Source organism: Roseovarius sp. S88 (assembly GCF_037023735.1).
Classification (GTDB): domain Bacteria; phylum Pseudomonadota; class Alphaproteobacteria; order Rhodobacterales; family Rhodobacteraceae; genus Roseovarius; species Roseovarius phycicola.
Genome location: NZ_CP146069.1, coordinates 492846 through 509642 on the forward strand (window position 1 = coordinate 492846; position 16797 = coordinate 509642).

The 16797-nt window shown below is 57.7% G+C and carries 17 protein-coding genes; 12 read left to right on the forward strand and 5 right to left on the reverse strand.

Features of this window, described 5'->3' with window-relative positions; genetic code table 11:
* Positions 1 to 95 precede the first annotated feature (95 nt).
* Together RZ517_RS02440 and RZ517_RS02445 are read right to left on the reverse strand one after the other, a co-directional pair.
* Complete coding sequence (locus RZ517_RS02440) at positions 96 to 800, reverse strand: winged helix-turn-helix domain-containing protein (RefSeq protein WP_317056161.1); 705 nt, start codon at positions 798 to 800, stop codon at positions 96 to 98.
* Between the two features lie 19 nt (positions 801 to 819).
* Positions 820 to 1062 carry a hypothetical protein gene (locus RZ517_RS02445; RefSeq protein WP_317056160.1) on the reverse strand — a complete coding sequence of 81 codons (243 nt, stop codon included), beginning with the start codon at positions 1060 to 1062 and terminating at the stop codon, positions 820 to 822.
* Between the two features lie 217 nt (positions 1063 to 1279).
* Here RZ517_RS02445 and RZ517_RS02450 point away from each other — a divergent pair, with 217 nt between their 5' ends.
* The 3 genes from RZ517_RS02450 (at position 1280) to RZ517_RS02460 (ending at position 3696) form a co-directional block, all read left to right on the forward strand.
* Entirely contained in the window at positions 1280 to 1762 is a 483-nt protein-coding gene (locus tag RZ517_RS02450) for a hypothetical protein (protein ID WP_317056159.1), read from the forward strand.
* Positions 1763 to 1857: 95 nt separating this feature from the next.
* The gene (locus RZ517_RS02455) at positions 1858 to 2490 is read left to right on the forward strand and encodes a ribonuclease HII (protein ID WP_317056158.1); all 633 of its coding nucleotides are present in this window, start codon (positions 1858 to 1860) and stop codon (positions 2488 to 2490) included.
* Positions 2491 to 2580: 90 nt separating this feature from the next.
* A complete protein-coding gene (locus RZ517_RS02460) occupies positions 2581 to 3696 on the forward strand; it encodes a site-specific DNA-methyltransferase (protein WP_338549907.1) in 1116 nt (371 codons plus the stop codon).
* Between the two features lie 152 nt (positions 3697 to 3848).
* Here the strand turns inward: RZ517_RS02460 and RZ517_RS02465 are convergent, their stop codons facing one another.
* The gene (locus tag RZ517_RS02465; protein ID WP_338549908.1) at positions 3849 to 4394 is read right to left on the reverse strand and encodes a TetR/AcrR family transcriptional regulator; all 546 of its coding nucleotides are present in this window, start codon (positions 4392 to 4394) and stop codon (positions 3849 to 3851) included.
* Between the two features lie 94 nt (positions 4395 to 4488).
* On the opposite strand from RZ517_RS02465, the gene RZ517_RS02470 reads away from it, so the two are divergent.
* The 8 genes from RZ517_RS02470 to RZ517_RS02505 all read left to right on the forward strand — a co-directional run bounded on the left by RZ517_RS02470 (position 4489) and on the right by RZ517_RS02505 (position 11938).
* Complete coding sequence (locus RZ517_RS02470; RefSeq protein ID WP_338549909.1) at positions 4489 to 5109, forward strand: glutathione S-transferase family protein; 621 nt, start codon at positions 4489 to 4491, stop codon at positions 5107 to 5109.
* 17 nt (positions 5110 to 5126) lie between these two features.
* Entirely contained in the window at positions 5127 to 5801 is a 675-nt protein-coding gene (locus RZ517_RS02475; RefSeq protein ID WP_338549910.1) for a cupin domain-containing protein, read from the forward strand.
* 338 nt (positions 5802 to 6139) lie between these two features.
* Positions 6140 to 6832, forward strand: a complete 693-nt coding sequence (locus RZ517_RS02480) for a response regulator transcription factor (protein WP_338549911.1) — start codon at positions 6140 to 6142, stop codon at positions 6830 to 6832.
* Positions 6817 to 7779, forward strand: a complete 963-nt coding sequence (locus tag RZ517_RS02485; protein WP_338549912.1) for a sensor histidine kinase — start codon at positions 6817 to 6819, stop codon at positions 7777 to 7779. Before RZ517_RS02480 ends, RZ517_RS02485 begins: the two co-directional genes overlap by 16 nt.
* Positions 7780 to 8038: 259 nt before the next feature.
* Positions 8039 to 9007, forward strand: coding sequence for a metal ABC transporter solute-binding protein, Zn/Mn family (locus RZ517_RS02490; protein WP_338549913.1), 969 nt, complete (start codon positions 8039 to 8041; stop codon positions 9005 to 9007).
* Positions 9008 to 9010: 3 nt separating this feature from the next.
* Entirely contained in the window at positions 9011 to 9805 is a 795-nt protein-coding gene (locus RZ517_RS02495; protein WP_338549914.1) for a metal ABC transporter ATP-binding protein, read from the forward strand.
* 4 nt (positions 9806 to 9809) lie between these two features.
* Positions 9810 to 11009: a metal ABC transporter permease gene (locus RZ517_RS02500; RefSeq protein ID WP_338551213.1), complete on the forward strand. Its 1200-nt coding sequence runs from the start codon at positions 9810 to 9812 to the stop codon at positions 11007 to 11009.
* Positions 11009 to 11938, forward strand: a complete 930-nt coding sequence (locus tag RZ517_RS02505) for a metal ABC transporter permease (RefSeq protein ID WP_338551214.1) — start codon at positions 11009 to 11011, stop codon at positions 11936 to 11938. Before RZ517_RS02500 ends, RZ517_RS02505 begins: the two co-directional genes overlap by 1 nt.
* Here the strand turns inward: RZ517_RS02505 and RZ517_RS02510 are convergent.
* Positions 11935 to 12654 (reverse strand): 2-dehydro-3-deoxygalactonokinase, encoded by a 720-nt coding sequence (locus RZ517_RS02510; protein WP_338549915.1) that lies wholly within the window; start codon positions 12652 to 12654, stop codon positions 11935 to 11937. The two genes, RZ517_RS02505 and RZ517_RS02510, sit on opposite strands and share 4 nt — an antisense overlap.
* Positions 12651 to 13067: a TIGR01244 family sulfur transferase gene (locus RZ517_RS02515; RefSeq protein ID WP_338549917.1), complete on the reverse strand. Its 417-nt coding sequence runs from the start codon at positions 13065 to 13067 to the stop codon at positions 12651 to 12653. The genes RZ517_RS02510 and RZ517_RS02515 overlap by 4 nt, the downstream gene beginning before the upstream one ends.
* 122 nt (positions 13068 to 13189) lie before the next feature.
* Between RZ517_RS02515 and RZ517_RS02520 the strand changes: the two genes are divergently transcribed.
* Positions 13190 to 16765, forward strand: coding sequence for a hydantoinase B/oxoprolinase family protein (locus RZ517_RS02520; RefSeq protein WP_338549918.1), 3576 nt, complete (start codon positions 13190 to 13192; stop codon positions 16763 to 16765).
* Positions 16766 to 16797: the final 32 nt, after the last annotated feature.

Sequence of the window (16797 nt, forward strand, 5' to 3'; positions counted from 1 at the left end):
CGGTGTGTGAGTTCGTAACGAGTCCATTGGGTGCGTGACGGGGCATGTGTTCAAACACGGGCCTCGTCACTGCTGCTGCAACCAGATGATGCGTGTCAGATGACCTTGATGACATCCTTATCAATGGCAAGCATATAGCCGCGGCGCGCAATGTTTTTGACCAGAAGTTCACTGATCATCTGATTGCCCAGCGTGTCACGCAGGCGCTTTATCCTTGTGGCACCTGCGGCCTCTTCACAATCCGCGCTGGCACGCCCCGAGATCACAGCCTCGATTTCTGCCCCGGTCATGACGTCATCATCCATGCGCGCTTCGGCCAAAACGGCGAGCGTTTCCATCGCCGCATCAGTCAGCTTGAACCCCATGTTGTTGAGGTAAACCGTCTTCTCTTCGCGGCTGATCAGCAGGGAACTCACTTGAATGCCCGATCGTTCGATCTGCGCCATGCGGCGGTTGAGTGTGATCAGCATAATGAGAAACACCAAGGCCGCTATCAGAAGTGCCGTGGCAAAGACCAGCAGCACGAAGATCACCATGCGATAGCTGGTCAGCGTCTCGGAAAAGGCTGTGCCGGATAGCGCCAGGATTTCCAGCAGCTTGATTTCGGCGTCCGAGCTGAGCTCATCATTTTCCACAAAGATGCGTTCTACCTTGGCGTTGAACGCGTTTGCGTCAGGCAAAGAGACAAATAGCAGAATGGCCGCGACCACCAGGATCCCGACGATCGCGGCGACCCCGAACAAAACAACTCGGTTGCCCGAGCGCCGGGCGTCTGAGGCGGAATCGGTTAGCTCATGCAAGAGCGCTCTCCTTCCTGACTTATCCTTCGCGCACGGAAACGACCTTGAGCAAGGTCAGGCCCTGTGCCGCCAGCTGTGATCGCAACTGCTTGGTGGCATTGCCAACCGTGCAGGGTCCGCTGATCTGAGCGGTACTAAAGAAGAGTTTTAACGGTTTGTCACTCTTGGCTTTGTACTCGGCCACACAGGCGGCCTGAGCAACACTTGCGGTCGCAATGACAAGAAAAGTGCCCAGAAGGCAGGAGAAGAGTTTTTGTTTCATGCGCTCAAAATGCGCGAGAGCCTGCCGCTATTCAATAACTCAATCGCGAAATCCGGCTGAGTGCGGCGTGTTATCCGATAACACCCTGCCGTTATTGCCTGTCTGAGGGAGGTAAGCCCAGTTTTATTCCATGACACGCCCCGTCTGCTGCCACCCGATCACGTGACCAACAGCGCAGGGCACAGATAACGATCTTTACTGTCGGGAAGGACAAAACATGACGCACCGCATTTTCATCTCCATCATTCTGGCGGCGGCGATTGCCGTCACTGGTATGACCGCTGCACCGGCACGTGCAGACAACGACGCGGCAAAAGTCATCGCGGGCGTTGCCGCTCTTGCGATCATTGGCGCAGTGATTGCCGAAGACCGCAAAGACCGCCGTCGCAAAGCCGCCGCACGCAATCACGTTTCAAAGCACCAGTACAACCACAACAGGCGCTATAAGGATGACGGGCATCGCTACCGGTACCAAAACCAGTCCAAACGCCGCGCTTTGCCAGTGCGCTGCCGTCGCGACGGGTATACGCGTCGGGGTGACGTCTATGGCTACGGTCGCCGCTGCCTGCTGAACAACTATTCGCAATTCAACGCCTTGCCACACAACTGCGCGGTCCGTGCTCAGGGATACAACGGCGGTCAGCGCGTAATTTACAGTGGGCGCTGCCTCAGAAAGCATGGCTACGTCACACCTGGCTGATACGCAGGCGGTATAAACATCGAGCAGAAACGAGGGGCCCGAAGAAATTCGGGTCTCTCTCTTTTTGTCCGCGCCAGTCGTGCTTTGTAGAGTGCATGTCTGCTCCCGATTTTTCATTTGAAACCCAAGCCATGTTGGACGGTCATATCACCATCGCCGGTGTCGATGAGGTGGGACGTGGGCCGTTGGCCGGGCCAGTGACAGCCGCAGCCGTTATATTGGACCCAAAGCACATTCCCGAAGGTCTCAATGACTCGAAAAAGCTTACGGCCAAACGTCGGGATACCTTGAGCAAAGAGATTTTCCGGGTCGCCGAAGTGTGCGTGGCCCATGCCAGTGTTGAAGAAATTGACGAGATCAACATTCTGCGCGCCGCACATCTTGCGATGGAGCGGGCCGTTGTCGGGCTTGGTCGGCACCCCTGCCTTGCTTTGGTCGATGGTAACATGATCCCAAAAGATCTAAGTTGCCCAGGGCAGCCCATCATCAAGGGCGACGGCAAATCACTTTCCATCGCAGCAGCATCTATCGTGGCCAAAACCACCCGCGACGCGATCATGTGGGATTTGGCGCAACAGTTTCCCGGCTACGGCTGGGAGACAAATGCAGGCTATGGATCAAAAAGCCACATGTCTGCGCTCCAAAAACTCGGCCCAACCCCACATCATAGGCGTTCGTTCAAGCCGGTGCACAATATATTGTATCAAGCAAAAAACATAAACGACTGATTCAAAAAAGAATTTGACCGCGAATCAGCTTTGACTCATGCTCAGCCTCAACAACCAGAGCGCCAACGATGCGCCGGGACAGAGGCAGACATGACGAAGACCAAGACCAAAAAGGGCGCGACTGCGCTTCCTTTGAACACGATTCTGAATGGGGATTGCGTGGACGCGATGAACGCGCTCCCGGCGGAGTCTGTCGACCTGATTTTTGCCGATCCCCCTTATAACCTGCAACTGCGTGGCGATTTGCACCGCCCCGACAACAGTCAGGTCGATGCTGTGGATGATGCCTGGGACCAGTTTGCATCCTTTGATGCCTATGACCTTTTTACCCGCGACTGGCTCAAAGCCGCACAACGCCTGCTCAAACCCAACGGCGCGATTTGGGTCATCGGATCATATCATAACGTCTTCCGCGTTGGCGCGGCGATGCAGGATGCGGGGTTCTGGATTCTCAACGATGTGGTATGGAGAAAGTCCAACCCGATGCCCAATTTTCGAGGCAAGCGGTTGACTAATGCGCACGAGACCTTGATCTGGGCCAGCAAGGGCGAGGGCGCCAAATACACCTTCAACTATGAGGCCCTGAAAGCGCTCAATGAAGGCGTGCAGATGCGCAGCGACTGGGTCCTGCCGATCTGCACCGGGCATGAGCGGTTGAAGGACGACAAGGGCGACAAGGCCCATCCGACGCAAAAACCCGAGAGCCTCTTGCACCGCGTGCTTTTGGGCACAACCAATCCGGGCGATGTGGTTCTGGATCCTTTCTTTGGCACGGGTACAACCGGTGCCGTGGCCAAGATGCTGGGACGTGACTTTATCGGCATCGAACGCGAGGTGGCATATCGCGAAGTGGCTGAGAAACGTCTGGCAAAAGTGCGCAAGTTTGATCGCGAAGCGCTGCAAGTCACTGCCAGCAAACGTGCCGAACCGCGCGTGCCGTTCGGGCAGTTGATCGAGCGCGGCATGTTGCGCCCGGGCGAAGAGCTTTTCTCCATGAACAAACGGTTTAAGGCCAAAGTGCGCGCCGATGGCACACTTGTAGGGGGCGATCACCGTGGCTCCATCCACCAAGTTGGTGCAGCTCTGGAAGGCGCACCAAGTTGTAATGGCTGGACCTACTGGTGCATCAAGCGCGACGGCAAACCGATTTCGATCGACGTCTTCCGCCAGCAAATCCGCGCGGAAATGGCTGAGCGTCCGAACTGAATACACAAAACTACACGAACACCGCCGGTGCCTGTGGCCTGACACATGGCACTCAACTTGATCCCTCGCCCTTGCGGCGAGGGTTTTTTCTTCTGACAATCATTTCCCCCAAGTAAAATGCGATAGAAAACACGCGTTTTCTATTTCTGAACTCATGCAAATTCTGATTGTGCCGCCGCCGTCAATCGCGCCACGGTCTCATACAGAATTTCGGATCGCCCAAGGCTGACCGAAAGGGTCATGGCGCCTTGGATTTCCGCTTGCACGCGCTGGGCTAGAAGGTCTTGATTTTCAACGCTGTCCGGCATCGAGGCCTTTAGCCAGGACAGATTTGCCTTGAAAAATGCCGCCACTTTCGCCGCCACGGGATCAGGCAGTCCTGCACTTTCGGCGGCCAGCATCCCGCACAAGCACTGCAGGTCTTCGTCATGCAGCGCGCGTTTGTAGACTGCGCCAAACCGCGCCACAGCATCTGACCAATTCAAAACACCAGCGTCACCGACAAAGTCATGCACCCGCTTGGCATAGCGTTCCACCATGGCCGCACCAAGGTCTTCCTTGTGGCGGAAATGATAGTGAATGCTGGCCGACTTGATGCCCATTTCATCGGCAATGTCGCGAAAGCTCACGGCATGGTAGCCACGCAGGCGAATGGCGCGCTCGGCAAGATCAAGGATTTGGTCGCGGGTCTCAGCCATATTTCTCACGTTTTCTTTATCTGCGAGTAGATAGGCTTGACGGCAAAAGAAATCAATTCTAGCAAACTACCTACTACTAGATAGGAGTATCAAAATGAAGATTTATGAATTCCAAGGTTTCCCCAACCCTGCCCGTATCCGCATCGCTCTGGCTGAAAAAGGCCTGACCGATCAGGTGGAGTTTGTGTCCGTCAACGTTCCAGAAGGCGAACACCAATCTGAAGCGTTCCGCGCCAAGAACCCGTCCGCGGCGGTGCCTGTGCTTGAACTTGAGGATGGCTCTTGCATTTCCGAATGCACCGCCATTACCGAATATCTGGATCATCTTGATGGCAGCCCGTCGCTTACCGGTGAAACTGCCAAGGATCGCGCTGTGATTCATATGATGCAGCGGCGCGCGGAATCCGGTCTACTCGATGCGGTTGCCACCTATTTCCATCATGCCACGCCCGGCCTTGGCAAAGAGATTGAAGGGTATCAATGCGCTGAATGGGGAGAGCATCAGAAGCAAACCGCCCTGGAGGGCATGCGCTATCTCGACGGAGTTCTCGCTGAGAACCCCTATCTCGCAGGTGACGACTTCAGCGTGGCCGACATCACCGCCTTTGCGGGTCTGGCCTTTGCCGGATTTGCCAATATTGACGTACCAGAAGACTGTGCCAATCTGCAGGCATGGCACGCTCGTGTCGCTGCTCGCCCCTCGATCGCGGCATAAAAGAAAGGACGCAACCCATGCAACGCAATGATGATTTTTCTCAACGCGCCGTCGTCCATAGCGCCGATGAGCCATGGGTTGCCTCGCCTATGGCCGGTGTAGATCGCCGCATGCTTGATCGGATTGGCGACGAGGTGGCGCGTGCTACCACGATTGTGCGCTATGCGCCGGGCAGCAAGTTTTCGTCCCATGTGCACACAGGCGGTGAAGAGTTTCTGGTGCTCGATGGTGTGTTTCAGGATGAGCACGGTGATTTCCCTGCCGGGAGCTACATTCGAAATCCGCCACAATCCTCGCACACACCGGGGTCGGAGCCCGGTTGCACGATCTTTGTCAAGCTCTGGCAGTTTGATCTCGCGGACCGCACGCATATTCGGGTCGACACCAACAAAATGCGGTTTGTGCCAGATCGAGAGGGTGTTGAGGTCATGCCGCTCTTTTCGGACGGTTCCGAGGATGTGATGCTGGAACGTTGGGCGCAGGGGGCCGATATTGTGCTTGATGCGCCAAACGGTCTGGAGCTTCTGGTGCTGGACGGAGGTTTCGACGAAGGCGGTGATACGTTCAGGGCAGATAGCTGGTTGCGTTTGCCCAAAGGCGCATCCTCCTTGGCCAAGGTCGGCAAGAATGGTGCGCGCGTCTGGATCAAACGAGACCACCTCAGCGAAACGCCGATAGGTCCCGCGGTTTAGACAACGGGCCATCTGCACAAAAAATGCGAAAACACTCCGCGCTGGCTGCACTCCGGCGCGGTAAGAGTTGTCTCAAAGCAATAAAGGCAAGAGACGATGGTATCGGCAGTGCACCAAAGGCGCATAACCTTATTCCCCCCGCAGTCCCGTCAAGGTGGTCATAGCCAAACAAGCATCAAGCGCCAAAGAGCGCGTTTACTGATCCTTGTTTTGGGTCTGGCCATCCTGACGGGCCTCGCGGTGAAGAGTGTGGAAATTCAACCGCAAGATCAGGGGTTTTCCGAGCCGCTGGGCTGGCATAGTTTCACGGACATAACCTCGTGTTGATGGACCGCGTGATGAGCCACATCCTGATCGTTGATGACGACCCGCAAATCCGCGAGGTGCTGCGTATCGCATTGCGGCAGGATGGGTATGACGTCTCCGAGGCGGGTGATGGCGCAGAAGGTCTTGCCAAGGCGCGCAATGGCAAAGCTGATCTCATAGTGCTGGACATTGGCATGCCGGAAATGGATGGGCTGGAGGTGTGCCGCCGCTTGCGGACAGAATACAACACGCCTGTTCTATTTCTGACCGCACGGGATGACGAGATTGACCGCGTTCTGGGTTTTGAGCTGGGCGGTGATGACTATGTGACGAAACCGTTCTCACCCAGAGAACTACTGGCGCGGATACGCGCCATCCTCAAACGCACCTCCGGTGTGGCACCAGGTATCTCGCAAGGCATGCTGACGCGCGGCGCGCTGCAACTCGATCCCGGACGTCACCTGTGCACGTTCGAAAACCAGCCTGTCGCCCTGACCAAACGCGAAATGGACATGCTGGCTCACTTGATGGCTCGCCCCGACCATGTCGCCACCAAGGCGCAGTTGACCGACGCAGTCTACGGCCCATCCCTGCATGTCTCGGACCGGACACTTGATAGCCATTTGCGGAATTTGCGCGCCAAACTGGCCGAGGCAGGGTGCGACACGGCGATTGAAACTGTGCATGGTGTGGGCATCCGGATGGGCGCATGTCAGGGCGGGTAAAACCGCGCATTCGGCGCAAATGGCGACCGCCCTTGGCGCTTGTGATTGGCGGCACGTTGGCGGCGGTCCTGATCCTTCCTGCTATCTCCATCGGATACTTCAAAGTCGCTGGGTTCATCCTCGGCTGGGGAGAAACCACCCTGTTGTTTTTCACCCTCGCCATTGTTGTGACGTCGCTTCTGGCGTTTTTGCTTTGGCGTCTCGTGCTTCGGCCCGTCTATGCGCTCACCGCTCATGCGCTGGCGGTGAAGGAGGGGCGCGACGATGCGCCCTTGCCGACACAGTTCGGTACGCCGGAGCTCTCCGATCTGGCGCGTGCGGTTATTGATATGAGCACCACGCTTCAGGATCGCGAAGCAGGCCTGCGCGCCTACACCAACCACGTCACGCATGAGCTTAAATCGCCTCTCACCAGCCTGATTGGTGCCGCCGAACTTCTTCAATCTGACAGCTCAGCTGAGGACCGCGCGGCGCTGACTAACACGATCCGCACCTCGGCCTATAAAATGCAGGATCAGCTTCACGCCCTGCGCCGCCTCGCCTCGGCGCGCGATCCTGTGGGCAAGGGGCCATCAAGTCTGTCTGAGGCTTGTGAAGGGTTGGATGCTGATCTCACAATACGCGTGGAACAAGACACTTCCGTGCCGCTTGACCTCGACGCCTTGCGTGCGGTTCTTGCGCATCTGGCGCAAAATGCAGCGGCTCACGGCGCGCAAACCGTCACGCTCTCGGCCATATCCGACGGCTTCAGCGTCTCCGACGACGGCCCTGGCATCGCACCTGGCAATCGCGCGCATATCTTTGAGCCCTTCTTCACCACGCGCCGTGCGGAGGGTGGCACGGGCATGGGCTTGGCCATCGTCAAGACGATGATTGAGGTGGCGGGGGGAGAGATTGTACTGGCGGATACATTCAGCGGCACTCGATTTGAGATCGGGTTTGGGTAGGGTGGCTTTGGGTGATCGCACCCACCCGTTTTCTGCGTAGAAAACGGGCTGGAAAATACGAATTTTCCAACACGGAAGTTGCGCAAATTTCGTATGCAGACCGCGACCTTTCTGCTTAAAAACAGACCAATTTTCCTCTCCTAGGGGGTAAGAACACTCGAAATCCGTCCCTTTCTTGCGAATAATTCGCAATTGCATTGACTTTTTGCGAATGACTCTCATATTCAATACAGAACAACGCAGACCCTGAGGAGTATTCATGCGCCTCAAGCGCAGAGACTTTCTGAAAAGCACATTGGTGTCGGCTTCACTGGCCGCGGCGCCCATCTTTGCGTTTGCCGAAACAAAACTGTCTGTCGTGGCAACCACAGGCATGATCGCAGATGCCGCGCTTCAGGTCGGCGGTGATCTTGTCAATGTCAAAGCGTTGATGGGGCCGGGTGTTGACCCGCACGCCTATCGGCAAACCCGCTCGGATCTTGTGGCCGCGACAGAGGCCGATCTGGTGCTCTGGAACGGGCTCTATCTGGAGGCACAGATGGAGGAGTTCCTGCTTAAGCTTGGCAAGCGGCGAAATGTCGTCGCTGTGGCGGAAGCAGTGCCAGAGAAGCTGCTGATTGCCCACGAAGACTATGACGGGCGGTTTGACCCGCATGTCTGGATGGTGCCTGAGCTTTGGGCGCATGTGGTCGTTGCGGTGCGCGACGCGTTGAGCGACGTTGCACCAGCGCACAAAGATGCGTTTGCCGCGAATGCCGAGACGCATCTGGCGCAGATCGAGCGTCTTGCCACCTATGCCCGCACATCCCTCACCACCGTGCCTGAACCTGCGCGCGTTCTGCTGTCTGCGCATGATGCCTTTGGGTATTTCGGCCAGAGCTACGGCTTTGAAGTGATCGGTATTCAAGGCATCTCGACTGAGTCTGAGGCTGGGCTCAACCGCATCAGCACATTGGCGGACATGTTGGTCGAACGTGGCATCGGAGCGGTCTTCGTGGAAAGCTCAGTCAGTGACCGCAATGTCCGAGCCCTGATCGAAGGGGCCGCGGCCCAAGGCCACGAAGTCAAGATCGGCGGAGAGCTTTTCTCGGACGCTATGGGTCAGTCGGACACGTATGAAGGCACCTATATCGGCATGATCGACCACAACGTGACAACCATCACGGCGGCGCTGGGAGGCGACGTGCCCGCGCGCGGTATGAACGCCAAACTGTCGGCAGGAAGCTAGGCCATGTCCCTTGATCTCATCGCAGCAGAAGGCCATCGCGTCACCAGCTCAATCGAGTTCGATGCGCCTCTTGCCATTCGCGGCCTGACCGTGTCCTACGGTGAAAAACCGGCGGTGTTTTCGGTTGATGCCACGTTCCACCCCGGCGAAATGACCGCCATCATCGGCCCAAATGGCGCTGGTAAATCCACCTTGCTCAAAGCTGCCCTTGGGATTGTCAAACCGCTCTCGGGTCTGATCTCTGTTTGGGGTCAACCCTTGGCCTCTGAGCGCGCCCGTATTGCCTATGTTCCACAGCGTGCCAGCGTGGACTGGGATTTCCCGACGCGGGTTCTGGACGTGGTGATGATGGGTCAATACCGCAGCCTGGGTTTGCTGCGCCGAGTGAGCGGCGCACATCGTAAGATCGCGCTCGACAGTCTCGCACGGGTTGGAATGGAAAGTTTTGCCAGCCGCCAGATTGGGCAATTGTCCGGGGGTCAGCAACAGCGCGTCTTCCTCGCACGTGCCCTGGCGCAAGAGGCCGACCTGTACCTGCTTGATGAGCCTTTTGCCGGGGTCGATGCCGCCACCGAAAAGGCCATCATCTCTGTCCTGCAAGAGCTTCGCGCTGCCGGCAAAACCGTGGTTGCCGTGCATCACGACCTGGCCACCGTGCCGGAGTATTTTGACCGGGTTTTCCTGATCAACACCACACGCATTGCAGAAGGCACCGTAGCCGAGGCCTTTACCCAGCCCAATCTGCAAGCCGCCTATGGCGGACGTCTGGCCACCGCGCAAATGGGCGCGGCCATCTGATCCGATGCTTTTGGAGGCGCTCACCCTGCAGCTTGGCTACAACGCCACGTTGGTGACGGTCGGTGCCATGCTCTTGGGCATCGCCGCCGGGGCGACGGGCACATTCCTGTTTCTTGGCAAACGCGCTTTGGTCAGTGATGCCATCAGCCATGCAACACTTCCTGGTGTGGCGCTGGCCTTTATGCTCATGGTGGCGTTTGGCGGCGATGGTCGATCTCTATTAGGATTATTGCTGGGGTCTGCGGTCACTTCAGCTATCGGACTGCTCTGCGTCAGTGCGCTCACCCATCGAACGCGTCTGTCCGAGGACGCTGCCATTGGCGCGGTGCTTTCGGTGTTCTTCGGTTTTGGTATCGTGCTTCTGACCGTGATCCAGTCTATGAACGCCGGTCGACAGGCCGGGCTGGAAAGCTTCCTTCTTGGCTCCACCGCTGGAATGCTCTGGAACGATGCCGTGGTGATTGCTTTGGGTGGAACACTTGTTTTATTGGCTGTTCTCATCCTGCGACGCCCTATGACCACCGTGGCCTTTGATCCGGAATTCGCCGCCGGAGCGGGTATGAACGTGCGCCGGATTGAGCTTGCCATGATGGGTCTGGCGATGGCGATCACAGTTGTCGGCCTCAAGATCGTAGGTCTCATCCTGATCGTGGCGCTTCTCATAATCCCTGCTGTGGCCGCCCGGTTCTGGAGCCACCGTGTTGGCCATGTGGTGTTGTTGGCTGGGGCGTTTGGCGGTGCCGCAGGCTATGTCGGTGCGGCCATATCCGCCACGGCCCCCGCGTTGCCCACCGGTCCGATCATCGTGCTTGTGGCCTTTGCCATCTTCTTGATGTCATTGCTCATAGCTCCTGCGCGTGGCGTTCTCGCCGCCATGCTGCGCCATCGCCACTTTCAGGCGCAGGTGCACGTGCGCCAAGGTCTGCTGGCGCTGGCCACAGATCAGCCAATTTATGAACGCCTCACACTGCGCCTGATGAAACGCCGTGGTTTAGTGCGCGCCGATGGCGTGGCCACGGAAACCGGTCAGGCCCAGGCCGCCCGCGCCCTGCTAGACGAGCGCCGCTGGCAGGTGCTGCGCTCTGATCCTGCGCATGCCGAGGCTGCGGCGCATTACGACGGGCTGACGCCACTCGACACCGTTTTGACCCCGGATCAGCTCAAAGCGCTGGATCAAGGACTTGGACCGAGGGCCACCACATGATGACCGGCGCCGAGTTTGTTCCTCTTTCCCTGCCGCCGTTGGTCATCGGGATCTGCGCCGCCATAGCCTGCGCTATTCCGGGAAACTTCCTGCTTTTGCGCAAACAGGCCCTTATCGGGGATGCCATCAGCCACGTGGTTCTGCCCGGCATTGTACTCGCCTTTTTGGTGACCGGCACGCTCAGCGCATGGCCGATGATGATGGGTGCCGGCATTGCAGCTCTTGTCGCTGTGGGTCTCATAGAGGCGGTGCGGCGTCTCGGTCGGATTGAGCCGGGCGCGGCCATGGGGGTGGTGTTCACGGCGATGTTTGCAGGCGGCGTCTTGCTGCTTGAGCAATCGGACACGTCGTCTGTACATCTCGATGTGGAACACGCGCTTTATGGTAATCTGGAAAGCCTGATTTGGCTCGACGCCACTGGGTGGTCTTCGCTCTTTGATCTTGAGGCGCTGGCCGGAATGCCGCCTGAACTGTGGCGCATGGCGATCACCACGCTTTTTGTGCTTGTGATGTGCGTCCTCTTCTGGCGGCCGCTCAAACTTTCCACGTTCGACGAAGGGTTTGCACAAACCATTGGGTTACCAGTGAATCACATTGGTCTTGGCCTTGTTGTCACCGCCGCCATCGCTGCTGTTGCCGCCTTTGATGCGGTGGGATCAATCATCGTCATCGCCATGTTTATCTGCCCGCCTGCAGCGGCTCGTATGATGACCAACAGCTTGGAGGCACAGGTTTTGTGGTCCGTCGTCTTTGCCACAGTTTCAGCAGTGCTGGGATATGTTCTGGCCGGATATGGCCCGCTTTGGTTGGGATTTGAGAATGCCGTCAGCGCGGCAGGGATGATCGCTACAGTGTCGGGGAGTATCCTTTCCCTCGCCGCTGCTTTTGGCCCGTGCCGCATCCGTGGTGGTGCGCCGGTTGAGGCCTAGTCCACATACCCAAGGCTTTGCGCCAGAGCCGCCAGACCCGGTGCCAGCATATCCTGCGGATGACAGGCCGTGCAGGGTACAGCCTGATGTTCCAACGCCTGCATATGAAGCCCTGGAACCTCCGAGATCACGATGACCTCTTGCCCCAACCAATAGGGTCGTGTGGCCGCCAATTCGACACCCATAAGATGCCCTGTCGCGGCGGCGGCGTCACCTGTCACGCCAGCCTTGCGCAGATGCGCCGCCAACCTCTCGGGCTGGCTCATGCTGTCGGCGAGGGCCGAGGCATCCAACCTGTCTGCCCCACCTAACGCTGATAACAAACGTTGAGTGATAACCGATTGCACGCTGACCACTTCATCTGCACTGATCTGAAGCCAATGTGTGACGTCGCCATGGGTTACAACGATCACACCAGCCCAGTTCGGTTTCGACGCCAACGCACCTGCAACCCAAAGCCGGACCCAACCGCTAATGACATCTGGCGGGCTTTTCTGTTCGAGATTGGACAGGCTAATCCCATCGCCAGGCAAAACCGCGACGGGCAACGCCTCAGCGTCTCCATCTCCAATTCGCACCACTGGGCCATCTTTGACCAACAGCGCTAGTGAGGCTCCACTCTCAGAGGCTGCGACTTCTTCTAGCAATTGCGCCCCGTCCATGCGGAACCCGCGCACGCCACTTGGCGTGCGACCTAGAAGTGCCCAGACACTCAACGGTTTGACAATTGCTGGATCAAAGGCCCCATGTCATAGCCTGCCTTGGCGGCACGACTGACAATCTCCTGATCATCCAAACGGCCATATTGCGCAATGCTCCAAAGCATGGTGCAGCGTGTACCGGACCGGCAATAGGCCAGGATCGGCTTGGGCATCTCATCAAGTGCTGCGGTGAACTCGGACATTGCCTCTTGCGTGACCATGCCAGACACAATCGGAATCCACCGTATTTCCAGCCCTTCCTGCGCGGCGGCGTCCTCAATAGCAGAATAATCGGTCTGCCCCATCTCTTCACCATCAGGCCGGTTGCAAAGGAGTGAGCGAAACCCGGCCCCGGCGATTTCCTTCATATGCGCCACATCAATTTGCGGCGAAACGGCAAAATCATCGGTTAACTGGCGGATGTCCATGTCACGTTCCTTTTTAGCTCTGGTTTATATGTCGCGATTAGAGGCTCAATTTCAATGCCAATCCCGTTGACATTCGGCCAATGGCTGCCAAGGCTGCACCGGATTAACGCAAGGGGATGGTCATGCAAGGCGCCTGGGAATTCTGGATTGATCGCGGTGGCACGTTTACCGATATCGTAGCCCTTGATCCCAAGGGAGAGGTGCACACCCACAAGCTTTTGTCGGAAAACCCCGAACGCTATGCCGACGCCGCTGTGCAGGGCATCCGCGATGTGATGGGTGTGACCGAAGCTTTCCCGGACAACGCCATTCAGGCGGTTAAGATGGGCACGACCGTGGCCACCAACGCCCTCTTGGAACGCAAAGGCGAACGGGTGCTCTTGGTCATCACCAAAGGCTACCGCGATCTTTTGCGCATCGGGTATCAAACGCGCCCACGTCTCTTTGACCTTGAAATAAAGCGTCCTGATCTTCTCTACGAAGATGTCATTGAGATGGACGAGCGACTCGGAGCTGAAGGCGAAGTTGTTCGTCCGCTTGACGACGTTCCGGTGCGTGCCGCCATGCAGGAGGCTTTTGATCGGGGAATTCGCGCAATAGCCATTGCCGGGCTGCACGCCTATTGTAATCCCACTCATGAGAATCGCGTCGCCGACATTGCGCGCGAGATCGGCTTTACGCAGATCTCCACCAGCGCCGAGGTTTCGCGTCTGGCGAAACTCGTCGGTCGTGGGGACACCACCGTGGTCGACGCGTATCTCTCGCCCATCCTGCGACGTTATGTAGATCAGGTGGCCGGCGCGCTTGATCTGGGTCGCGCCTGTCATCAGCTTCTGTTCATGCAGTCCAATGGTGGCCTCACGGAGGCGCGCCGCTTTCAGGGGCGTGATGCGATCCTGTCGGGTCCTGCAGGCGGCATCGTCGGCATGACACAGACCGGAGAAGCCGCAGGCTTTGACAAGCTCATCGGGTTTGACATGGGGGGCACATCCACAGATGTCAGCCACTATGCTGGAGAATTTGAACGCAGCTTTGAAACGGAAGTTGCAGGCGTGCGCATGCGCGCGCCGATGATGGATATCCATACGGTAGCGGCCGGTGGAGGCAGCATCTGCAAGTTTGAGGATGGCCGTTTCCAGGTTGGCCCGGAAAGCGCCGGGGCGGATCCTGGTCCGGCGTGCTATCGCCGGGGTGGGCCTTTGGCTGTGACCGACTGCAATGTCATGCTGGGTAAGCTGAACCCAGATCACTTTCCGGCGGTCTTTGGTCCTGAGGGCGATGAAAGACTCGACCCTGAAACTGTGCGCGCCAAGTTCGGTGAACTGGCTCAATCTGTCGCTGAACAAACCGGTGAGGCCCTACGCAGCCCGGAGGACATGGCCGAAGGTTTCCTGCGTATTGCCGTCGACAACATGGCGAACGCCATCAAGAAGATCAGTGTGCAGCGTGGTCATGATGTGACCGGATACACCTTGCAATGCTTTGGCGGTGCAGGCGGGCAGCATGCCTGCCTTGTCGCTGATGCACTGGGCATGCGTCGCGTGCTCATACATCCATACGCTGGCGTGTTGTCGGCCTTCGGTATGGGACTGGCGCAAATTTCTTCTATGAAGGAAACTCAGCTTGACCTGCCTTTGGATCAAATCGACACCGCGCTCACAAGAGGTCAAACGCTTGGTGATGAAACTGTCGCTGATGTCGCCGCACAGGGCGGACAGAACATCGAGACAGAAACCCGCCTGCATCTTCGCTATGATGGTTCACACCAGACCATCCCGGTCGCCGGCCTTACCGAGAACGCCGCCCGCGCCGAGTTCGAAACCCTGCATAAGCAACGCTACGGGTTCATCTCGCCGACACGTGGCATTGTTATCGACATGATCAGTGTCGAAGCTGCCGGAGCAAGCGGTGTCGAGGCGCGTGCGCCAGTGATCACCGGGACCGGGGCGATCAAAGCTAAAGTGCCCGTTTTCACAGAAGGCGGCTGGCAGGACGTGCCGCTTTACGATCGTGAAACGCTCACGCCTGAAACGGGTATCAAAGGTCCTGCCATTATCACCGAACCCACTGGCACCAACATGGTCGAGCCGGGCTGGTCTGCGCGTCTGGACGATTTGGGCAACCTCATTCTGGAGCGCTCAGAGAGTGCGAAACGCACAGAGGCCGCAGGCACCAAAGCCGACCCGGTCTTGCTGGAGGTGTTCAACAACCTCTTTATGTCCGTGGCCGATCAGATGGGTGCGACGCTGGCCAATACATCCTGGTCGGTCAATATTAAGGAACGCCTGGATTTCTCCTGTGCGATCTTCGATGAGTTGGGCGATCTCGTGGCCAACGCACCCCATGTGCCGGTGCACCTTGGCTCTATGTCGGACTCGATAAAAACTGTCATGCGCCTCAACCCGGATGTGAAACCTGGCGACGCCTATATGCTCAATTCGCCCTACAATGGCGGCACGCATTTGCCTGATGTCACAGTGGTCACACCCGTCTTTGTGGGCGACAAACCGGTCTTCTGGCTCGGCTCGCGAGGGCATCACGCCGATATTGGGGGGCGCACACCCGGAAGCGCCCCGCCCGACAGCAGCCATATCGAAGAAGAAGGTGTTTTGATCGATAACGTTAAGCTGGTTGATGAAGGCACATTCCTCGACACTATGGCCGAAGAGATCCTCGCATCTGGTACGTACCCCTGTCGCAACGTGATGCAGAACATGGCCGATCTCAAGGCGCAGGTTGCCGCCAACGAAACCGGTCGGCAAGAGCTGCTGAAAGTGGTGGATAACTTTGGCATCGACGTTGTGACCGCGTATATGGGCCACGTGCAGGATAACGCCGAAGAAAGCGTGCGGCGCGTGGTAGACCGGCTCAAGGACGGGCAATTTACCTATCCGATGGACCATGGGGCGGTGATTGAGGTCAAGGTCAGTGTCAACCGTGATGCCCGAGAGGCCACGATTGATTTCACCGGAACATCGCCACAACATTCTGGCAATTACAACGCGCCCAAATCCATCTGCCGTGCGGTTGTCTTGTATGTCTTCCGCACCATGGTTGGTGCCGACATCCCGCTGAACGAAGGGTGTCTGAAACCTCTGAACATCATCATCCCTGATGGCTCCATGCTCAATCCCGAGCGCCCTGCGGCAGTGATCTCGGGCAACACCGAAGTCAGCCAAGCCACCTGCAACGCGCTTTACGGCGCGCTGCGTGTCATTGCCGGAAGCCAGGCCACGATGAACAACTTTGTCTGGGGGAATAACGATTTTCAGAACTATGAAACCATCTGCGGCGGCACCGGCGCGGGACCAGGTTTTCAAGGCTGCGATGCGATCCAGGGCCATATGACCAACACGCGCATGACCGATCCCGAAATACTGGAAAAACGCTTCCCCGTGCGACTGGAGACTTTCACCATTCGCAACGGTTCAGGCGGTGCGGGCAAGTGGCGCGGCGGGCATGGCGTGATCCGCACCTTGCGGTTTCTGGAACCTGTGACCGTCACCACGCTTTCTAATCACCGCATTATCCCGCCTTTTGGTGGTGACGGCGGTGATCCAGGGAAGGTTGGCCGCAACTGGGCCGAACTCCCCGATGGCACGGTCCGCGATATGGCGGGCAATGATGAGATAGATCTGCCCGCAGGATCGGTCTTTGGTATGGAAACCCCTGGTGGCGGTGGGTGGGGCAAAGCCTGACACCGGATTCGTGATTTGCCTGGACGCGTGCG

What these genes read in the sequence shown, in the direction of transcription:
- RZ517_RS02480 (WP_338549911.1), top strand. Translation starts at nt 6,140, where the DNA reads ATGAGCCACATCCTGATCGTTGATGACGACCCGCAAATCCGCGAGGTG.
- RZ517_RS02475 (WP_338549910.1), top strand. Translation starts at nt 5,127, where the DNA reads ATGCAACGCAATGATGATTTTTCTCAACGCGCCGTCGTCCATAGCGCC.
- RZ517_RS02445 (WP_317056160.1), bottom strand. Translation starts at nt 1,062, where the DNA reads ATGAAACAAAAACTCTTCTCCTGCCTTCTGGGCACTTTTCTTGTCATT.
- RZ517_RS02455 (WP_317056158.1), top strand. Translation starts at nt 1,858, where the DNA reads ATGTCTGCTCCCGATTTTTCATTTGAAACCCAAGCCATGTTGGACGGT.
- RZ517_RS02465 (WP_338549908.1), bottom strand. Translation starts at nt 4,394, where the DNA reads ATGGCTGAGACCCGCGACCAAATCCTTGATCTTGCCGAGCGCGCCATT.
- RZ517_RS02450 (WP_317056159.1), top strand. Translation starts at nt 1,280, where the DNA reads ATGACGCACCGCATTTTCATCTCCATCATTCTGGCGGCGGCGATTGCC.
- RZ517_RS02520 (WP_338549918.1), top strand. Translation starts at nt 13,190, where the DNA reads ATGCAAGGCGCCTGGGAATTCTGGATTGATCGCGGTGGCACGTTTACC.
- RZ517_RS02470 (WP_338549909.1), top strand. Translation starts at nt 4,489, where the DNA reads ATGAAGATTTATGAATTCCAAGGTTTCCCCAACCCTGCCCGTATCCGC.
- RZ517_RS02485 (WP_338549912.1), top strand. Translation starts at nt 6,817, where the DNA reads ATGTCAGGGCGGGTAAAACCGCGCATTCGGCGCAAATGGCGACCGCCC.
- RZ517_RS02505 (WP_338551214.1), top strand. Translation starts at nt 11,009, where the DNA reads ATGACCGGCGCCGAGTTTGTTCCTCTTTCCCTGCCGCCGTTGGTCATC.
- RZ517_RS02490 (WP_338549913.1), top strand. Translation starts at nt 8,039, where the DNA reads ATGCGCCTCAAGCGCAGAGACTTTCTGAAAAGCACATTGGTGTCGGCT.
- RZ517_RS02460 (WP_338549907.1), top strand. Translation starts at nt 2,581, where the DNA reads ATGACGAAGACCAAGACCAAAAAGGGCGCGACTGCGCTTCCTTTGAAC.
- RZ517_RS02500 (WP_338551213.1), top strand. Translation starts at nt 9,810, where the DNA reads ATGCTTTTGGAGGCGCTCACCCTGCAGCTTGGCTACAACGCCACGTTG.
- RZ517_RS02515 (WP_338549917.1), bottom strand. Translation starts at nt 13,067, where the DNA reads ATGGACATCCGCCAGTTAACCGATGATTTTGCCGTTTCGCCGCAAATT.
- RZ517_RS02495 (WP_338549914.1), top strand. Translation starts at nt 9,011, where the DNA reads ATGTCCCTTGATCTCATCGCAGCAGAAGGCCATCGCGTCACCAGCTCA.